The following is an 18,741-nucleotide window of genomic DNA, read 5'->3' on the forward strand; positions in this document are numbered from 1 at the left end:
CTACATCTGGTAATATCCTTAAAAATCATACAATTTTTTACAATAAAAAGGGTTACAAACTGGTAAACTTCTAAATGTTAAATGTTACCTATTTGTAACCTTTTTGTCGCACTAGCAAAAAATTACTGGAATGAATAAATTTCCATAACTGCATGATTCCAAATTTTCTTAAATTCTAGTACGATGGAGATAGAAAAAGAAATGAGATGGAGAATTACATGCAGAAGAAAATGGAGCTAGTCATTGTTTATATTATTACTAGTTTAATTTGGATATTTGGGACCAATTATCTAATCCACAAATTTGTTCCTGTCAATCTATTACCCATAATTGAGCGCTCAAAAGAGATTCTTTATGTAATGATTTCTGGAGGCGCACTGTATTTTTTTATTTGTAAGATGGAAGAGCTACATGCTTCAAAAGAGGATGAAAGAAGGCTTTCAACCCTCATAAATTCAATGGTCGATTTTGTTAACTTTAAAGATGGTGAAGGAAAATGGATAGAAGCCAATGAATTCGGGTTGAAATTATTTCAGCTTGAAAATGTCGACTATCGTGGTAAAAAGGATTCAGAATTAGCTGAGTATACGGAGTTCTATCGAGAAGCACTTCGATTTTGTGAAAATTCAGATGAAGAAGCATGGAAAAATGGGACAATTACCCGTATCGAAGAACGACTTCCCGTTCCGGATGGCACAACCAAAATATTTGATACCATTAAGGTACCGCTATTTAACGAGGATGGGAGTAGGCAAGGGTTAGTGATCATTGGCCGCGATATCACTGAAAGAATCAATATGGCGAAGCAGTTGGCACAAAGTAAGCAGCAATACAAATCTTTATTCGAATACAATCCTGATATTGTCTACATGATAAAACTAAACGGAACGATTACCAACCTTAATTCATCATTTGAAGCCATCACAGGCTTTAAACGAGATGATTTCATAGGTAGAAAAATAACCGACGTACTACCTAAACGGTATAAGCATTACCTAACAAAATTTCTATCATCATTTGCTACAGAAATCATGCCGAGTCAATTTGAAATCAAAATACCGCATGCAAATGGAAATACGCTTACGATCCAATGTACCTCCCTTCCTATAGTCGTGGATGGAAATATTACCGGTATTATCGGCTATGGCAAAGATGTAACGGCGTTACGATTAACCGAAGAACGGCTTAGAAGAACGGAAAAGCTTTCTGTTGTCGGCGAACTTTCTGCCAGTGTGGCCCATGAAATTCGTAACCCACTTACCTCATTAAAAGGATTCGTTCAGATGCTGCAATCTGAAGATACAGCACACCAATTATATTATCAAATCATGTTAGATGAACTGAATCGAATAAATGACATTGTAGGTGAACTGTTGCTATTGGCAAAACCTCAGGTGATCAAATACACAAAAGTGGAATTACAAAAATTATTGAACGATGTCATCTCGTTGTTAAGTACTGAAGCAACCCTATATAATGTTGAAATTGATGCTTCATTCCCTGAAACCAATCTTGTCATTGACTGTGAACCAAATCAACTAAAGCAAATGCTTATTAATATTATTAAAAACTCAATTGAGGCGACCTCAGTTGGTGGAATGATTTCGATTGTATTAAAACAAACAGGAGAAGATCATATTGCTATCATTGTTAAAGACAACGGCTGTGGCATATCAAAAGAAAGATTAGCTCGAATTGGCGAGCCGTTTTATTCATCGAAAGAAAAAGGGACCGGGTTAGGTTTAACAGTCAGCTTCAAGATTGTCCAGGCCCATAAGGGAAGCATTCATTTTGAAAGCCAGAAAAATCAAGGAACTACTGTCCATATAAGCTTACCAATCAACCAAAAACATCATAGGTCAACAGAGATGTAAGAACCTAAGACATTATAAGTTTGTAAAAAAAAGGGTGTCCCAAAACTTTTCGGGGCACCCCTTTTATTAATGGTCTGATAAAATTGTCTGTTGATTTCCACTCTAGTGGCGGTCCGGGGAGCCTCCTCGGCGCTACCTGTGTCTGCGGGGTCTCCTCTGCCCCGTACTCCCACAGGACATTGAATTACATCCTTGAATCCGCCCACGCACGAAGGAAATGCGATAGCATTTTCGAGGAGTCGAGCGCCTTCCGCTCCAATCAACATAGCGGAAAAATTATCATGAACTTTGTACACATAGTGGTGCCTGTCACTTTTTGGACAGCCACTTAAGTTTTTTTTCTGTCTCTATTCTTTTATATCGGGTTTTATTGATCCAGTATCAGCACTTCTTGAGAGGATATAACTTTGTGTTTTACCTTTATAAGCTGAATATGTAGGGTCAATGAAAAAGGTAATCGGTATTTTCATATTTTCCGACACCAACCGCCTTAATTTAAATGTCCGATTTAGTTTTCTCTTAAAATTGCACTCTCTCATATCAAGGATGATCGATCCCCCATAGTTTAAAAAAACTTTCGTTTGGTAACGGTTAATTGGTTTGTAGTCTATAATGTGCAAAATATTGAACCAAACGCAGTCGGCTTTAGCAGGAGACTTACTTGGGAACAAGTAAATTCCAGAAAAGGGATCAAACACAATCGGTCTCATATTCTTATTTCCCAGCAAAAACTTAGAACCGTCCAATGCTCCTCTTAAACTTGAACCAAACTTTTTTAATGATTCATCAATTAATTTTAGTGGAGCGACTTTCTCCAAACGCCACATGTTTCCATGTTTAATTCTCGTACAAACCTGCCCGTCTTGATTATACTCCCCTCGTAACAAAACAGTTTCTTTCCCAATCATAGAATTGTTCAATAAATGTACGCCCCTTTCATTATCAACTTGATATTCTTCTTAAAAAGGGTATACTAACCATATAAGTTGGGATACCCCACTTGCTAAAACCCTAGCTTACTGTCGGTGGAAGACTTTTGCATAGGGTTTTTTCAATTTTTTCCGTTTCGATTCTTCCAAATCTGCCAAATTATTTCCTCCTTCGACATTATCTTATTATACTTTCCAAATAACTGTAATCGTTTCACGAGATAATTCAAGAAAATGTAACTTATTACGAATTTTCTATTATCCTTTCATTAATGTTAATTTAAATGAAAACTCGCTTATCGGCGAGTTCGCTCGGACGATTGAAAAAACCTTGTTGAATGTATACTTTCCTAATAGCTAAAAAAAATGCCTTTGGTGTAGACTCACCAAAGGCATTTTTGAGTGTTTCAAATGGCTTTTCCTCCACTTGTAACGCTCATTTTAACATATATCTCATTACCAATTTTAAAGAAAACAATACTGGCAAGAACGACAATAGATATAATCGAAAACATTATTCGACCGTTAAATTGACTCATGAGGTAGCCCCCAAGGATAGGGCCAATAAAATTCCCAATTTTCCTAAACTGTCCTGCCCCGAAATATGTGCCTCTTAAATGATCAGGTGCGAGCTCATCAATCAGCACACTACTAGATGGAAAAATTAAAATTTCTCCTATCGTTAAGAAAACGACCGAGACAATGGCGGTCACCCAGCCAGAGCCAGAGACAAAGCAAAAGCTGAATAAACCCGCTGCCATAAATAAAGCTCCTATTATCATCGTTTGCATCGGCTTCCACCGCTCTGCAAAATGGCTGATGGGCATCTGGAAAAAGACTACCATTACGGCATTAATCGTAATTAAAACTGAAAAGATAAAAACGCCATTTGTCAAAGTAGTTTGCAAGAATTGAGGTAGATTTGAATCGAATTGAATATAGCCTAAATTTACTAATATACCCCCTAACACTAAAAAAAGAAGCGCCTTATCCGTTTTTATGATCCGAAATGCATCCTTAATATTGACTGATTTTTTAGTATTTTGCTCTTCTTGCTCAATAACCAGTTTCCCCATAAAGAATAATAAGACGAAAGCATAGAGCAAATAAGTGCTGCCAGTTAAAACGAAAGACAATTTTGCTGAGTTAATAGCCAAATAGGCACCTAAAAGCGGGCCAACGGAAGCGCCGATATTGATGGCGGTATACCTGAGTGAGTAAGCTTTCAATCTATTTTCTTTTTCGGTTACGTCTGCCATCAATGCTTGTGACGTAGGCTCAAAAAAGGAATTACATAGTCCATTTAAAGCGTTTAATAGAATAAACCACCCCGGAGAAGATGCAATCATGAAACCGAAGTATACAAAAGCAATTGCAAACAATGAAATCAACATGACCTTTTTTCGCCCAAAACGGTCGGATAAATGTCCTCCTATAAATCCTCCAACCGTTCCCATTAACGGACTAATCCCTATAGTTAAGCCAATAAATACCGGAGAAAGGTCCATATGCCGCGATAAATAGATAGAGAGAAATGGAAGCGTCATAAAGGCAGAGCCTCTCGATAGAATAGTACCTATTAATAATACCCATACAATAGGATGAAACTGATGCAGATAATTTTTTAGTTTACTCATAGGTTTCCTCACATTTTTTAGATTCTTTAATTTAGTTAAACAATTTATTAAAAAAATGTAAAGAATTATGTGAATTTTATAAAAAAAGCTTTATTAAACGTGCCTGTTGATTTGCGCTCAAGAAGCAAGCATCCGCGGGCGTTCTTGGGAGCCTCCTCGGCGCTTAAGCGCCTGTGGGGTCTCTCCCCTGCCCCGTACTCCCGCAGGACGTTGAATTAGCATCCTTGAATCAACACCGCACGAAGGAAATGCGATAGCATTTTCGAGGATCTCGCGCCTTCCGCTCCAATCAACATGGTTTCAAAAATCAACAATTACTTTTAACACAGCCTAAAAAAAAGACCTTTTTTAGGTCTGATAATCTAAGGATCGATTATTTTGGTTCCTCATATTTTAAGGCTCTCTCGCTGTCCCCATAGCCTTTTGTCGTTGGATCTTGTACAATTCCCAACATAGAGAGAATTACCAATACAGCATTTGCAAATGTTAGAATTGAATTCTGCATTGCTCCAGTAAATTGAAAATGAATAAGTCCGGTAGAATTTAACCCCGCAATAATCATCTCTGCAACAATCATAACTTGCGCAAAGAAAGCTAGGATCCAATTTTTATTTTTAAAGCGAACCTTCCAGTTAATCATTTTTCCACCTCTTCTATTATTATTTCTTTACTACTACTATATGCTTTGATGCAGAAAATGGTTGTCCACTATTATCACATCTTTAAAAAAAATAAAGAAAACAGGCTCCTTTAGGAACCTGCTCTTAAAATTAAACTTCTCTTCTCATTGCCTTCAAAACATCTACTCTTGTAGCTCGCTGCGCGGGCCTTAGCCCTGAGATAATCGTAACCCCGTAACAAATAACAATACAGATAATCGGTAGACTAATTGGTATATCACTAAAAGAAAGATCACTAGGTGGTTTCTCACCAAATGCCTGCTTTAAAATCAGCGGTATTGCAAAATTGACGGCGTAGCTGATTCCATATGATACAACCGTACCGATGAAGGCCCCGATTAATCCAATATAACTGCTCTCCAAAAGAAAAATTCGTTTAATTGTTTTTGGATTGGCCCCGATGGCTTTCATAATTCCTATGTCGGGTGCACGCTCTGTTACGGCCATTGTCATCGTATTATAAATACCAATAGAGGCAATTAAGATGGCAATCGTCCCAATAAAAATAAGTCCCGCTTTCGCAATTGTAAATACTAGATTTACCTCTTTTAACTCATTTACAATCGAATAGGTAGCATATTTTTTCTCCTTTAAACCATCGGAAATGGTTTTAACTGCCTCCACGCTATTGGCGTAGATTTTTACTTGATCATAAGAGTCTTGTGCAAATTCTCCTGCTGAATTCGCCCCTCTCCTATTTGGATCATTAATCATCCCTCTTGAAGTTCCAGTGAAATCCTCTATATCCTTTAAGGCTTGATCAGAGATAAAAACACTATTATCCCTCAGCCACTCCTTTGTCGGCTTTTTCGCAATCCCAACAACAGTAAAGGTGAACGGTTTTATGATTTCCTGCCCATCTTTAAACTGCCTTACTTCCAATTCTATTTTTTCACCAAGCAAATTTCCTTTATAACGATATTCTTCCTTTACTTGACCTTGTTTATCATAGATATCACTAGTGGCATCCTTAGGAGCGAGATTTAGGGGAAAATCATAACCTACAACTATCTCATCCTTCTCTTTTGGAAGCCTCCCCTTTGACAATTCAAAGCCCGCCTTTACCTCTGAAGGCATATTTCCTACAAAGCTTTCTGTTGATTCCTGATAATTCCCAATCGTATAGGTGCTTGGTTGTTGGAGCATTTTTCTTCTCGTAACGGCTTTAACATCCTGCATGTCTTCAAAAATCTTAATATCCTGATCATTAATTGGCCGGAATCCATCTACTCCCTTCTCTTCTTTGCCATGGACATCAATTTGTGTTACGACTCTTTGTTCAGTTATTTTCTTTACTACCGATTTTTGCAAACCAAATGCAACAGACGCTAGTACAATCAGAAAAGCACATCCCATTGCTGTCGCAAGGAATGTCATAAAAACTCGTGTTCTATTTTTCTTCATATTTTGCCGGACAAACCTAAATTGATCTTTCAGCTTCATACTGCCGCCACCTTTCTGGCGATCTGTCCATCTTTTAATTCAATCGTGCGGTGGCCAATTTCTGCAACCTTATCATCATGGGTAATAATTAAAAAGGTGATGCCTAAATCTCGGTTTAATTCCACAATAAATTCAAGCAGATCTCTTTCTGTTTCACTATCAAGACTTCCGGTAGGTTCATCGGCAAGAATGACCGGTGGGTTGACAATGAGAGCCCGGGCGATACTGACACGCTGCTGTTGGCCACCGGAGAGCTCGCCTGGATAATGGTCCTGATAATCTAATAATCCAACTTTTTTAAGCATGGCCTCTGTTTGCTTTTTTCTATCAATCTCGTTAACTCCTTTTAAGATCAATGGGAGCTCCACATTTTGAAAGGCCGTCATACTTGGAATGAGTTGAAAGCTTTGAAAAATAAAGCCAAGATTTTTGATACGAAAATCGGCAAATTTACTCTCATTTAAACCCGTGACCTTTTCCCCACTAATCCAAATTTCTCCTTCTTTAGGATGGATAAACCCGCTTACTAAATTAAGAAGCGTTGATTTCCCTGACCCGCTTCTGCCGACAATGGTCACAATCTCCCCTTTTTCCACATGCATAGAGATGTTCCGAAGTACTGGAATCACGGTCTGTCTTCCTTTTTTCCCAACAACAAAATCATGGCTTACATTTTTAATCGTAATCATCTTATCCTCCTGTTTTCTTTCTATACCTTAATAGACGATCGATTCCTGCAAAATCCCTTCACTATTTTTTAAAAAATTTCTATTAGATTCCAACTAAGGGTATTATTAGGATTGGTAAAGGTTTTTGATGGTTTTTTTCACGTAAAAAAACTATAATAGTTGAAGCAAAAATCCTTTTGAGAGTTAGGAGATAAAATGGATAAGCTTCATTTAATTTGGGAAATGTTCGTCCGTTTCTGGAAAAAGAAACACTTAACACAAATCGTATTATTAGCTTTTCTTGTTTTTATATTGGTAACTATTGTTTATTTCGGCTGGCTAGCCTATAGTGCAAATGTTGAATCATTGCAGCAAGGTCTTAGTCAATCAACGGTTGTTTATGATAAAGACGGAAAGGTTGCCAGCAACATTTCCACGAATCGTACAAAAGGGGTTAAAATTGCGGAGCTTCCAAAATATGTCCCAAATGCGGTTGTCGCGATCGAGGATGAGCGATTCTACTCCCACGGTGGCTTCGACATTAAAGGGATGACCAGGGCATTTTTCGGAAATTTATTTGCCGGAAGGATTACTGGCGGAGGCAGTACGATTACACAACAGCTTGTAAAAAACGCGCTTCTTTCCCCTGAACAGACGATCAAAAGAAAAGCGGAAGAATTATTTTTATCGGTGAAAATTGATAAAGTTTATAGTAAAGATGAAATTCTGCAAATGTACTTGAATCAAGTATATTTTGGTAGCGGTGCCTGGGGGATTGGCAATGCCTCGAAGAAATATTTTAATAAAGATATTAAAGATGTTTCCATTAGCGAGGCAGCAATGCTAGCTGGACTATTACATGCACCTAGCTCCCTAGATCCTTATAAACACTACGATGCAGCGATGCAACGGAGAGACGTGGTATTAGGAAAAATGAAAGATCAAGGGATGATTACATCTGCTGAATATAAACAAGCGAAAGCGGAAAAGATTGTCCTTCAAGATGGTGGCGGTAGCTATATTGAACGAAAACATCCATATTATGTGGATGCTGTATTAAATGAAGCGATTTCGCGATATGGTTTAACACAGGAAGAAATTTTAACAAGGGGATACAAAATATATACGGAAATGGATCAAAACATGCAAACCGGGCTTGAAAATGTGTACAGCAAAAATTATCTTTTCCCTCGTGGAAAAGGAGATGTAATGGCCCAAAGCGGTGCTGTCTTGATGGATCCAGCTTCCGCTGGAGTACGAGCCCTTGTTGGGGGACGTGGAGACTATTCCTTCCGTGGCTTTAATCGAGCTACACAGCTGCAAGCACAACCTGGATCGACCATGAAGCCGCTTGCCGTCTATACACCGGCTCTTGAACAAGGCTATAATTATTCGTCCCAGCTTGAAGATAAGCCCAACATGTTTGGCGATTACAAGCCTGAAAATTTCTCAAGAACCTTCCAAGGCGAAGTTCCAATGTATAAGGCTGTAGAAGACTCATTAAATGTTCCAGCTGTTTGGCTGCTAAACCAAATGGGTCTAAATAAAGGGATTGATTCTGTAAAACGATTTGGCATACCTGTTACAAAGCAAGATCAAAACTTGGCCCTTGCTCTTGGCGGGATGAGTAAAGGTGTTTCGCCATTGCAAATGGCGGATGCTTATTCCACCTTTCCAAATGGCGGAAAACGAATGGATAGCCATCTGATCACGAAAATTGTCGGGCCGACAGGGAATATTATTGCCGAGCACAAGCCAAATTCAACAAAAGTAACATCAAAATCAGTTACTGATCAAATGACTTCCATGCTCCTGAATGTTGTGGAATCAGGTACTGGGGCAAGGGCACAAATTCCAAATGTGCAAATTGCCGCCAAAACAGGATCGACGCAGCTTCCTTATAATGATATTAGTGGAACAAAGGATCAATGGATGGTTGGGTATACCCCGAATTTGGTTGGCTCTGTGTGGGTTGGCTATGACCAAACAGACAGAGAGCATTACTTGCCAGGAAGCAGTGAAACCGTTGCTGTTCCACTATTTAAGGAGATCATGTCGTCAGCGCTACCATATGTTCCACAGGAACAATTTAACGTCGTATCGATAAATGATCAGCTTGCAGGAAAAACGCGAACGAAAGAGGAAATTGCAAAGCAGGCACAGAAAATCAGCGAAGAACTGAATGCAAATGCCCAAAAACTTGGCCAAACCATAAAAGAACAAGCTCCTAATTGGAAAAAAGGTCTAGACCAAGCAATGCAAAATATCGGTAATGCGGTTAACTCCTTGGTCAACAAACTACAAAGTCTAAGACAATAGCACGCCTAAATTGGCGTGCTATTTTTTTGGCTTTAGGATTGGCTGTGTTAAAGGTCATTATTGATTTTTGAAACTATGTTGATTGGAGCGGAAGGCACTCGATCCTCGAAAATTCTATCGCATTTCCTTCGTGCGGTGTTGATTCAAAGATGATGATGATTCAACGTCCTGCGGGAGTACGGGGCTGGGGAGACCCCGCAGGCGCGGGTAGCGCCGAGGAGGCTCCCCGTCCGCGGAGCCTGGAGCGGAAATTAACAGACAAGTTTAACCGACCATTAATAAAAAGGGGGTCTCCCTAAAAGTTATACCTTTTGGGACACCCTCATTTTTTTTGCTTTAGGATTAAGTGATGGATATTAAATCTTTGTGATAATAACGGTCTTCATTTGTATATTTATCTTTTGTAACGGTGATTTCCGTAGACACTACAAAGTCAATTGGTTTTTTAAACAATGGTCCATCAAAAACAAATGTATGAAATTCACCGTATTCCCCACAAACGTCGACATTATTTGGTAGTTCGTTTAAGAAAGAGTCATCAATAACTCTACCAATAAAAGATGCATCCAATTTTGCACTGTCAATACAGGTGACAACTGTTTTAAAACCAGATTGCAGGAATTCATGAATTAAATCATTTGGATCTTCCCCCCAAATGGGAAAGATAGCGTTTATCGGTGTATTTATTAGTATTTTCTCGCGATATTCCTTAACATCCTGTAAGTGAATATCTCCAAACATCATATAGTTAACACCATCTTGCACTATTTTATCAATTGATTTTTTCATAATATTTTCGTAGACTTCATTTGAACATATGGCGGGAATATAAACTTTTCGTAAAGGAATTCCTAGTGATAGAGCTTGTTCTTCTAATAAAGATTCTCTTACACCATGCGCGCTTGTTCTGCGTGAGTCTTCGATTATGGTAGTTAGTAAAGAATCAATTTCCCATTCATTTGAACGGATTAACCGATTTAAAGCGAGTGTTGAATCTTTACCTCCGCTATAAGAAATGACAATTCTTTTTTTCATTATTTCACCTCAAAGATTTACTGACAGTTTTATGACTAAACTACTCGCACCGAATGAAAATAGCTCCCAGCTATTTTCTTTAAAAGTTCTTCTTGACTGTGGTGATATACGGTAATAAAGCATGTTGCCGGACCGGATGATTTTAAAATATCAAGGTCAGTGATGATGGTATCCTGTGAAAACTTCTTATTAGGAAATATCTGATTCATCTCATATAAAATCCCTTTCGAACCAACAGGCCAAATCAGCATCTCATTGAGCAGACTAACCTCTTTAAAAACAGACAAAGGAGCAACCCTATCCAATTGTTCAATCACTTCATTTCCAACTAATGGAATGCCGATAACAGCATATTTTAATTGTTCATGGAACTCCAGCTCCGCTGTGATACCATTTGTTTTTTTCCCTAGAACCATTAAACCTAATGCAGATTGCAACAATGGAAAATTACTTTCCGTACTGCCTGTAATAGAAACATCTTTTAAACAAAGTTCTTCGATTCCTTTTTGTATTCCAAAAACAAGCTCATCCCATGGTTCATTCCCACAAAAGTTGTGGAGGACAACAGAAATAGGATCCCCGCCGGCAGCGATACATTCCATCGCTGCAACACGAAATGAATAATAGGCAACCATTTCGTACGGTACATGAACAAAGTCATTCTCCTTCATCCCAATTGCGCCGCTATTATCACTTGCTATAATAAGTGAGTTCTCTCCATGAAAAGGAATCGTAATGGTATCCCTCATTGCTTTACCTCGGTATTCCCTACAATTTTACCAACGGCAGATAGACGAGGAATAACGATTAAAGCGATAACTGTGTTAAGGATAGAGCCAATAAACAGTGAAGGAACTATCGCCCAATAAAATCCTATATTCATTAAGAAAATAAATGGGAATGGGGCTACGAATGCATTCCCAAGGATAAACAACGTACTCGCTGCAACCTTTTTGTTGTTTTTATAAACTGCACCAAACATCAAGACAAGAACTGCCATTTCAGTTGCAATTAAAAAGTGCATAGGTCCTAATGGAAATCCGGCCAACAATGCTGATATCAAGTGGCCTAATGCCCCGACTAACGCTCCTGCCCAACCCCGAAATAATGCAGCTGCGAGCAAAGCTGGGAATACATCCAATGCGACACTCCCAACAATAGCTGGTATTTTGATTGAAGCCCCAACAACCGACAATGCCGTTAACATGGCCAGCCAGCTTAACATTTTTCCATCTATTCTACTTTTCTTCTTTTCTTTTTCCATCCCTAAAGACTTTCGCACTTCGAACATATTCAACATCCTTTACATTTAGTCTGTAATTAATCACTCTAGCTAACGCGAAAAAATAGTCTGAAAGACGATTTATATATTGGAGTGCAACCTCAGGAGTTTTTGGATCAGCTTTTAATAACTTCACAACTAATCTTTCTGCTCTTCTCGTTACCGTTCTTGCTAAATGAATTGATGCTGAAGGCTTAGTTCCCCCTGGTAAAATAAATCGTTCTAATTCGGGTGCCTCTTTAACAAATTCATCAATCCTTTTTTCTAAATAATCAATTGAATCCTTTTGAAGCTTTGATTCCCACTTTTCAGATATATTTGCAAGATCGCCACCACAATCGAATAATTCATGTTGGATTCTTTCAAGATCTGTTAATACATCGCTGAAAATTTCCGAATCAAGCTCTTGCATTGCCTGACCAACAAAACAATTCACTTCATCTACTGTTCCATATGCTTCTACCCTAGTATCATCCTTGTCCACTCTGCCGCCAATAATGCTTGTTTTTCCTTTGTCACCTGTTCTCGTATAGAGTCTCATTTAATAATTCCCCCTTATTTAATGGTTTGATTTATTCCGTACCAAATAACATCTACCTTTTCAGACCTTTTTGCTAAGTCCTGATAAGCCCAGCCAGTAATATCGCGCCAAAATCTATTTTCCTTTTCAACTGGTACGATGCCTTTCGTAATGTCTGTTCCGATCACCACAACACATCCATTGAACTGCTCCGTTTCCCATTTAAGCCAATGGCCTACGCATTCATTCCAGATTTGAAGGCATTTATTTGAATCATATTTTTCAGTTAATTCTTTAATCCAAATTTCAATTCCCTCTAGAATAAGTATATTTTGGTTTATATCTTTTATTTCAGTTGGCAAGGAGCAGTTTTCGTAAGCTGATAGCCAGCAGTCGTCCTCTGTTACCTTATATTTATTCTTCACCCAAGCCCGCTTGCCGTTAAAGGCACCTCCTGTAATAAAGTGCAACGTTTTCCCCCCCTTAACGATTCTCTGGTAAAAATAAGTTCGAAACCTATATCATGCTTTATTTGCCAAAACCAAAACGGTTTCTGTTCTGGAGCAAACTCAGATAGAAGAAATCTTATGATGCCGCCATGGGTGACAATTGCACAGCGTTGAATGTTCTGACTTAAAATTTCACTTGTAATCTTTCGCCAACCATTCTTAGCTCTTTTTGTGAATTGTTGAAAGGATTCCCCTTCAGGAGGGCTATATTTTTCGGGATCTGACAACCATTGTTGATAAAGCTGCTCTCCCTTTAAGTCCTCGTAAGTCTTTCCTTCCCATTTGCCGAAATTCATTTCTCTTAATTCTTTTAAGGGAAAAGGACTAAAGTCAGGAAATAAAATTTTTGCAGTAGATATACATCTTTGTAAATCACTTGAAAATAGTTGATCATATCCTCCAACTGGTGATAGTTCAAAACTTTCAGGACATAAGGGAGAATCATTCCATCCTAAATATGCCTTTCGTTTATTCTCCATTGTTAGACAATGACGAAATAATGCAATAACCACACCGTCATCCATAGGATTAACTCAGTCCCTTCTACTGCGGCTCCTAGAACATCCCCGGTAATTCCGCCAAACCATTTTACAGCTTTTCTTTGGCAAAATAAGAGACATGCGGCAGCAGCCAATATTAATATTCCAACAAGTATGATTTTTTGATGGAATAACGATAGGATGAAAAGTGAACCTATTATATATATTGGATAGATCCATAAGGTTCTTAATGCAGCCGCGTTTTGAAACAAATACCCTAAGCCACTCTTTTTAGCTGACTTTACTGACAACAATAGAACACCCATGACACTTTTACTAAAAAAAGGAATCAGCAATATCAAAATATAAAACATGAATTCAATGTTGCTCGTTATCTCATAGATAAATAGAAACCTGCTGCTAAGTAAAATAATGATTGAGATTACACCAAATGCACCAGTTCTAGGGTCCTTCATAATTTCGAGTCTTTTTTCTTGATCGCGAAAAGAAAAATACGCATCACTCGCATCGATCCAGCCATCCAGATGGAGTCCACCTGTCAGAAAAATCGTTGTCAGCCATAGCATAAAAGCAACAGCTAGGTGAGAAAATGGAGTAAATTCATGAAGGATGTATAAAACGAATGAATAAATAATCCCTTGGAATAATCCTAATAAAGGAAAGGTTTGAACAGATTTTTTTAGATATTCCTTCTCCATTGGTAATTCAAATGTAATAGGAATGGCCGTAAAAAATTGCAGGTTTATTAAAAAACCTTTTATATACTTCATCATTTTGTTCACCATTGATTGATAATGTCTTTGAGAAGATCTAATTTTAGATACTTTTTAACCTGTAAGGCAAGTTTTTCAAATCTTTCATCTTTATACTTTCTAATATTAATCGCTTCTTTAATTGGTAACCCTTTCTGCTTTCTAATCATGTTTAACCATTGATTTCTCCATTCATCATTGTGAAATAAATGGTGCAGATACGTCCCAATGATTTGCCCGTTATTCCCAAAATAACCATCTTCTTCATCATTATTAAATAGTAAAAACGAACATCCTTGTTTGGTTAGAACGGTTTTTCCTAAATGGATCTCATATCCTTCTAAAAGGTGGTTTGTTGGCAGGCTCGTATTTTCATGATAATGAGCTACCATTCTATTAGTTTCTTTTTCCCTATAAAAAGTGGTTATGGCAGGAATCAACTCAATTCCATTTATCTTATAATTTGGCATTCCCGTATCTGATCCTGCTTCGTCGATAATTTCTTCACTCAGGATTTGATATCCTCCGCATATCCCTGCAATAAAGCCCCCATTTTCTACATGTTTCCGGATGCAAAATTCCAGTCCATTTTCTCTTATATTTTTCAAATCGCTGATAGTACTTTTTGTACCAGGAATAATCACAGCATCTGGATTGCCAAATTCCTCCTCACACTTTACTAAGCGAATCGAAACATCCTCTTCATACAAAAATGGTTCCAAATCACTGAAGTTTGAAATAAACGGCAAATGAATGACCGCAATATCAATGGCCCCTTTATTTCGATTCGAAAACATAGATTGAAGGGATAATGAATCCTCGCCATCTACCATATGATTCTCTATATATGGTAAAACCCCTAAAATAGGGATTCCCGTTCTATTTTCCAGCCATTGGATTGCATCTTCAAATAAGGTGAAATCCCCTCGGAATTTATTAATGATTAAACCTCTTACTCTCTTTCTTTCATTAGGTTCTAACAACTCAATTGTACCTACTATACTGGCAAATACCCCGCCCCGATCAATATCAGCGACTAACACAACCGGAACATCTGCCAGCTCGGCCACTGTCATATTAACAATTTCACGATCATTTAAATTGATTTCAACAGGGCTGCCAGCCCCCTCAATCACTACCATATCGAATTCATTCTCCAGTTGTTTAAGAGAACTTTTCACTACTTCCAACCCATTTTCATAAAATTTCTCACGGTACTCACGTCCAGAGAGCATTTCAAGTGCTTTACCTAAATACACTATTTCTGAATGCTGATCGGAACAAGGCTTTAATAATATAGGATTCATCCATTCAGTCGCCTCAATTTTTGCTGCTTCTGCTTGAATCCCTTGCGCTCTACCAATCTCTTTACCGTCTTTCGTAACATAGGAGTTATTCGACATGTTTTGTGATTTAAACGGAGTTACTTTTACTCCCTCATTGGCCAAAATACGACACAGAGCTGTGACAATAAAACTTTTTCCGACATCAGATGCTGTCCCCTGAATCATAATTCCTTTCATCGTATCACTCCCTTCATTACAATCGGTACTCCCGCTTCAACTAAAAAAGCCTGATCCGCCTCCTTAACTAGAAGCTGATGGATCTTACCTAATATTCTCCCATATGTAAAAACGATGGTATTACCATCTAATGGCTCATATAAAACTTCATTACTCACAACAATTAAAGTTTTAGCTCTATTTTTTATACATTTAATTCCAGTAATAATCCTATCTGAAACGCTGTTTAAAAATGGTTCTGTCCATTCTTGTTCAGAAAAAAACAGTTCATTATTTAAAAGGGTCGTGACACAATCTAGCAAAATGATATCCTGGCCGTTTAAACGATCCGCAATCTTCTCAATTTGATTAGACTGCTCTATCGTCTCCCAGCAATACTTTCCTGCAACTCGATCTTGCTTATGCTTGTTAATTCTTAACCTCATTTCCGGATCCGAAGGAACTCCTGTCGCAAGATAATTAAGCTGTCCTCCCAACTCGTTTGCAATTTCCACTGCCTTCCTTTCGGCAAAACTGCTTTTCCCACTTCTAACTCCGCCAGAGATAAAGATTAGTGAAGGTGTTTTTATCATTGGGCTAACGCCTCCAAATATTGATCGGGCAGTAATAGGCCCATTGCATTATGTAAACATTGTGGATTTAATCTATCTGAAAGTAACAGCAAGGAGGATCCCTCCCAACAAGAGAAAAAATAAAAATAATAAGACTGTTCTGCTTAAAATGCTGTTTGCCTTTATAATGTGTTCAGCTTGGATGGGATGGATGATCTCCCCCATTTTAGCGCGGTTTGAAACCATTCCTTTATAATAGTTGGTACCGCCCAGTTGAATTCCTAAAATCGCGGCAACTGCAGCTTCCCCCCATCCACTATTAGGACTTGGATGTTTCCTCGCATCGCGGAACAAAATCTTCCAAGCATTTCGATACCCCATGCTTTCAGGAGGATTTCCAATCAGCATGATGATCCCTGTTAACCGGCTGGGAATCCAGTTCATCACATCATCCCATTTGGCAGATGCCCAGCCAAACTCTTTATAACGATCATTTAAATGACCTACCATGGAGTCACATGTATTCGCTGCCCGATAGACCATTGCAAGCGGTGCACCGCCAATGAATGCCCAAAACATTGGAGCGGTTACCCCATCACTCGTATTTTCTGCGACCGTTTCAATCGCTCCTCGTGCAATCTCTCCCTCTTCAAGGAAGTCTGTATCCCTACCGACAATATAAGAAAGCTTTCTCCTTGCTTCAACCAAATCTCCTTTTTTTAAAGGTTGATAAACCTCTAAGGAAGCTTCCTTCAAACTTCTTTGTGCAATCGTTGTTGCAATGATCACACTTTCAAAGATGATGCCAACTAACGGATGAATCTTATAACCTAAGATTACAATCATCAAAACAATCCCAAAGGGGATAAGTAAAACAATGAAGAGCATTAAAAGACCTTTCAACCTGCGCTGTTTTCCTTGATTCCAGCGTTTTTCCAAAAAGGAAATCATGGATCCCATCCATTTGACCGGATGCGGCCATTGGGGAGGATCCCCTACTAAAAGGTCAATCATATAAGCTAAAGTGACAGAAATAAGATGATAGATGATCATATTTGTTTCCTTTTTTTCGATTTTTGTATGGCCTCTGTCGTACACTTATACACTGCATTACTTATTAACTTCCCTAAGGGAGTGATCGTTCCGGCAAATTCTAACTTTTTTCCGATTTGTGTAGCAGCTATTAAGATACTATCTGTTGAAGTACCAGTAGCTAATGTTCCTGTCACAGGATCTAGCACATCTAAATCATGCAAGGCCTTTACCTTCGCTTCAGTAGCCGTCATTATGCTCTGAATAAAAGCTTCTTCCGTTAACTCACCGTTAACAAATATCCATGTATTAATGGTACCCGGTATTAATTCAAGTGAGTGCAGTTCACTTTTAGAAGCATCAATCGCGTTCCCGACACCTGCTGTAATAACAACGAAAATGGAGAAATCGTCTTGCTTAATCAAATGGCATGCTACATCCTCAAGGAAAACGGCTGTCATCATTCCAACAGTCTCTGATGGTTCAATTCCTTTAGATCTTAAAAACAATGCCATTTCCATTCGGTGGTCACTACAGTTATATGTTTTATCAACATGACGATTAATAAATGTTTGATACCAGCCTGTTCCTGCTCCCATAACACCCGAAGACATCGTTCTTAGTGGCATGGGAGAACTTAACTTAATAATCTCATTATCAATCATTAACATCGACTCATTTATCTCGATATTTTTTACTTCCTCATAGCTATTTGGCAACAGCACCATTTGTGGGCAAGCAACTTTGGGATGTGGATGCTTTTGAATTTCTGTATGATAAACATCTCTTATGCGTTCTTCCCTCAGCACTTCATTAGGAATATGATTGATATTAACCCCCCCTTTATCGAGAAGGAGCAAACGGTCACAATAAAGACCTGCAAGATTTAAATCATGAAAAATAGAGATAACGGTCAATTTATTATCCGTTGTCCATTTTTTTAACAGATCTAATAGTTCTTTTTGATAGGATAAATCTAAATGGTTTGTCGGTTCATCCAATAAAAATATTTCAGGTTCTTGAGCTAAAGCTTGGGCAAGAAACACCCTTTGTTTCTCGCCACCGGATAATTCCTGAATATTTTTGTCTTTAAACGAGGATATGCCAGTCTGGTTCATGACTCTTTGGACAATGTCCTCATCTTCTTTTGACCAGGTCTGGAAAAAGCCTTTTTGATGAGCATATCGGCCTAATGAGACCGTTTCTTTAACTGTATAGGAAAAAGATTGGGAGGAATGCTGGGAAAGGACTGCCACCATTTTGGCAAGTTGTTTGGTTGAGAACAATTGAAGCTTTTGTCCAGAAATCATTATTTCACCTGATTGAATAGGCAAGATTCCACTTAACATTTTCAATAAGGTTGTTTTTCCGCTTCCGTTTGGTCCCAAAATACCGAATAATTCCCCTTTCTTCACATCAAAAGAAATGTCCCTCAGTACTACATTACCAGCATAACCACCCGAAACCTGTCGAACGCTAAGCATTTA

General features: G+C 38.3%; 18 protein-coding genes. 2 read left to right on the forward strand and 16 right to left on the reverse strand.

The window, feature by feature from the left end; translation table 11 throughout:
• The first annotated feature begins 218 nt into the window (after positions 1–218).
• Complete coding sequence (locus BN1082_RS04180) at positions 219–1,874, forward strand: PAS domain-containing sensor histidine kinase (protein ID WP_090631292.1); 1,656 nt, start codon at positions 219–221, stop codon at positions 1,872–1,874.
• A 347-nt stretch (positions 1,875–2,221) separates the two neighbouring features.
• On the opposite strand, the gene BN1082_RS04190 is transcribed toward BN1082_RS04180, so the two are convergent.
• The 5 genes from BN1082_RS04190 to BN1082_RS04210 all read right to left on the reverse strand — a co-directional run bounded on the left by BN1082_RS04190 (position 2,222) and on the right by BN1082_RS04210 (position 7,252).
• Entirely contained in the window at positions 2,222–2,782 is a 561-nt protein-coding gene (locus BN1082_RS04190) for a competence protein ComK (protein ID WP_176699638.1), read from the reverse strand.
• 428 nt (positions 2,783–3,210) lie between these two features.
• Positions 3,211–4,440, reverse strand: coding sequence for an MDR family MFS transporter (locus BN1082_RS04195; RefSeq protein WP_245640304.1), 1,230 nt, complete (start codon positions 4,438–4,440; stop codon positions 3,211–3,213).
• Between the two features lie 373 nt (positions 4,441–4,813).
• Positions 4,814–5,080: a phage holin gene (locus tag BN1082_RS04200; RefSeq protein WP_090631305.1), complete on the reverse strand. Its 267-nt coding sequence runs from the start codon at positions 5,078–5,080 to the stop codon at positions 4,814–4,816.
• A 130-nt stretch (positions 5,081–5,210) separates the two neighbouring features.
• Complete coding sequence (locus BN1082_RS04205; RefSeq protein ID WP_090631308.1) at positions 5,211–6,563, reverse strand: ABC transporter permease; 1,353 nt, start codon at positions 6,561–6,563, stop codon at positions 5,211–5,213.
• Positions 6,560–7,252 (reverse strand): ABC transporter ATP-binding protein, encoded by a 693-nt coding sequence (locus BN1082_RS04210; RefSeq protein ID WP_090631311.1) that lies wholly within the window; start codon positions 7,250–7,252, stop codon positions 6,560–6,562. The genes BN1082_RS04205 and BN1082_RS04210 overlap by 4 nt, the downstream gene beginning before the upstream one ends.
• Positions 7,253–7,447: 195 nt before the next feature.
• Here BN1082_RS04210 and BN1082_RS04215 point away from each other — a divergent pair, with 195 nt between their 5' ends.
• Positions 7,448–9,550: a transglycosylase domain-containing protein gene (locus BN1082_RS04215; protein WP_090631314.1), complete on the forward strand. Its 2,103-nt coding sequence runs from the start codon at positions 7,448–7,450 to the stop codon at positions 9,548–9,550.
• A gap of 342 nt (positions 9,551–9,892) precedes the next feature.
• On the opposite strand, the gene BN1082_RS04220 is transcribed toward BN1082_RS04215, so the two are convergent.
• The 11 genes from BN1082_RS04220 to BN1082_RS04270 form a co-directional block, all read right to left on the reverse strand.
• On the reverse strand, positions 9,893–10,585 hold the full coding sequence (locus BN1082_RS04220) for a Dph6-related ATP pyrophosphatase (RefSeq protein WP_090631318.1): 693 nt from the start codon (positions 10,583–10,585) through the stop codon (positions 9,893–9,895).
• A gap of 35 nt (positions 10,586–10,620) precedes the next feature.
• Positions 10,621–11,334, reverse strand: coding sequence for an ATP-binding protein (locus BN1082_RS04225; RefSeq protein ID WP_090631321.1), 714 nt, complete (start codon positions 11,332–11,334; stop codon positions 10,621–10,623).
• Positions 11,331–11,876 carry an ECF transporter S component gene (locus BN1082_RS04230; protein ID WP_425412104.1) on the reverse strand — a complete coding sequence of 182 codons (546 nt, stop codon included), beginning with the start codon at positions 11,874–11,876 and terminating at the stop codon, positions 11,331–11,333. Before BN1082_RS04230 ends, BN1082_RS04225 begins: the two co-directional genes overlap by 4 nt.
• Positions 11,824–12,408 (reverse strand): cob(I)yrinic acid a,c-diamide adenosyltransferase, encoded by a 585-nt coding sequence (locus BN1082_RS04235; protein WP_090631325.1) that lies wholly within the window; start codon positions 12,406–12,408, stop codon positions 11,824–11,826. The genes BN1082_RS04230 and BN1082_RS04235 overlap by 53 nt, the downstream gene beginning before the upstream one ends.
• Positions 12,409–12,422: 14 nt before the next feature.
• Positions 12,423–12,857, reverse strand: a complete 435-nt coding sequence (locus BN1082_RS04240; protein WP_090631330.1) for a bifunctional adenosylcobinamide kinase/adenosylcobinamide-phosphate guanylyltransferase — start codon at positions 12,855–12,857, stop codon at positions 12,423–12,425.
• The gene (locus BN1082_RS04245; protein ID WP_245640305.1) at positions 12,809–13,375 is read right to left on the reverse strand and encodes a histidine phosphatase family protein; all 567 of its coding nucleotides are present in this window, start codon (positions 13,373–13,375) and stop codon (positions 12,809–12,811) included. The genes BN1082_RS04240 and BN1082_RS04245 overlap by 49 nt, the downstream gene beginning before the upstream one ends.
• Before the next feature lie 2 nt (positions 13,376–13,377).
• Positions 13,378–14,166: an adenosylcobinamide-GDP ribazoletransferase gene (gene cobS, locus BN1082_RS04250; RefSeq protein WP_090631334.1), complete on the reverse strand. Its 789-nt coding sequence runs from the start codon at positions 14,164–14,166 to the stop codon at positions 13,378–13,380.
• A gap of 8 nt (positions 14,167–14,174) precedes the next feature.
• A complete protein-coding gene (locus tag BN1082_RS04255; protein WP_090631337.1) occupies positions 14,175–15,671 on the reverse strand; it encodes a cobyric acid synthase in 1,497 nt (498 codons plus the stop codon).
• Positions 15,668–16,243, reverse strand: coding sequence for a bifunctional adenosylcobinamide kinase/adenosylcobinamide-phosphate guanylyltransferase (locus BN1082_RS04260; RefSeq protein ID WP_245640306.1), 576 nt, complete (start codon positions 16,241–16,243; stop codon positions 15,668–15,670). The genes BN1082_RS04255 and BN1082_RS04260 overlap by 4 nt, the downstream gene beginning before the upstream one ends.
• A 72-nt stretch (positions 16,244–16,315) precedes the next feature.
• On the reverse strand, positions 16,316–17,275 hold the full coding sequence (gene cbiB / locus BN1082_RS04265; protein ID WP_090631341.1) for an adenosylcobinamide-phosphate synthase CbiB: 960 nt from the start codon (positions 17,273–17,275) through the stop codon (positions 16,316–16,318).
• Entirely contained in the window at positions 17,272–18,738 is a 1,467-nt protein-coding gene (locus tag BN1082_RS04270; protein ID WP_090631344.1) for an adenosylcobinamide amidohydrolase, read from the reverse strand. The genes cbiB and BN1082_RS04270 overlap by 4 nt, the downstream gene beginning before the upstream one ends.
• Between the last annotated feature and the right edge of the window lie 3 nt (positions 18,739–18,741).

Source organism: Neobacillus massiliamazoniensis (assembly GCF_001048695.1).
Lineage (GTDB): Bacteria > Bacillota > Bacilli > Bacillales > Cytobacillaceae > Neobacillus > Neobacillus massiliamazoniensis.

Coding starts and splice junctions, on each gene's coding strand:
- BN1082_RS04180 (WP_090631292.1), top strand. CDS start 219: ATGCAGAAGAAAATGGAGCTAGTCATTGTTTATATTATTACTAGTTTA.
- BN1082_RS04190 (WP_176699638.1), bottom strand. CDS start 2,782: ATGATTGGGAAAGAAACTGTTTTGTTACGAGGGGAGTATAATCAAGAC.
- BN1082_RS04195 (WP_245640304.1), bottom strand. CDS start 4,440: ATGAGTAAACTAAAAAATTATCTGCATCAGTTTCATCCTATTGTATGG.
- BN1082_RS04200 (WP_090631305.1), bottom strand. CDS start 5,080: ATGATTAACTGGAAGGTTCGCTTTAAAAATAAAAATTGGATCCTAGCT.
- BN1082_RS04205 (WP_090631308.1), bottom strand. CDS start 6,563: ATGAAGCTGAAAGATCAATTTAGGTTTGTCCGGCAAAATATGAAGAAA.
- BN1082_RS04210 (WP_090631311.1), bottom strand. CDS start 7,252: ATGATTACGATTAAAAATGTAAGCCATGATTTTGTTGTTGGGAAAAAA.
- BN1082_RS04215 (WP_090631314.1), top strand. CDS start 7,448: ATGGATAAGCTTCATTTAATTTGGGAAATGTTCGTCCGTTTCTGGAAA.
- BN1082_RS04220 (WP_090631318.1), bottom strand. CDS start 10,585: ATGAAAAAAAGAATTGTCATTTCTTATAGCGGAGGTAAAGATTCAACA.
- BN1082_RS04225 (WP_090631321.1), bottom strand. CDS start 11,334: ATGAGGGATACCATTACGATTCCTTTTCATGGAGAGAACTCACTTATT.
- BN1082_RS04230 (WP_425412104.1), bottom strand. CDS start 11,876: ATGTTCGAAGTGCGAAAGTCTTTAGGGATGGAAAAAGAAAAGAAGAAA.
- BN1082_RS04235 (WP_090631325.1), bottom strand. CDS start 12,408: ATGAGACTCTATACGAGAACAGGTGACAAAGGAAAAACAAGCATTATT.
- BN1082_RS04245 (WP_245640305.1), bottom strand. CDS start 13,375: ATGGAGAATAAACGAAAGGCATATTTAGGATGGAATGATTCTCCCTTA.
- cobS (WP_090631334.1), bottom strand. CDS start 14,166: ATGAAGTATATAAAAGGTTTTTTAATAAACCTGCAATTTTTTACGGCC.
- BN1082_RS04255 (WP_090631337.1), bottom strand. CDS start 15,671: ATGAAAGGAATTATGATTCAGGGGACAGCATCTGATGTCGGAAAAAGT.
- BN1082_RS04260 (WP_245640306.1), bottom strand. CDS start 16,243: ATGATAAAAACACCTTCACTAATCTTTATCTCTGGCGGAGTTAGAAGT.
- cbiB (WP_090631341.1), bottom strand. CDS start 17,275: ATGATCATCTATCATCTTATTTCTGTCACTTTAGCTTATATGATTGAC.
- BN1082_RS04270 (WP_090631344.1), bottom strand. CDS start 18,738: ATGCTTAGCGTTCGACAGGTTTCGGGTGGTTATGCTGGTAATGTAGTA.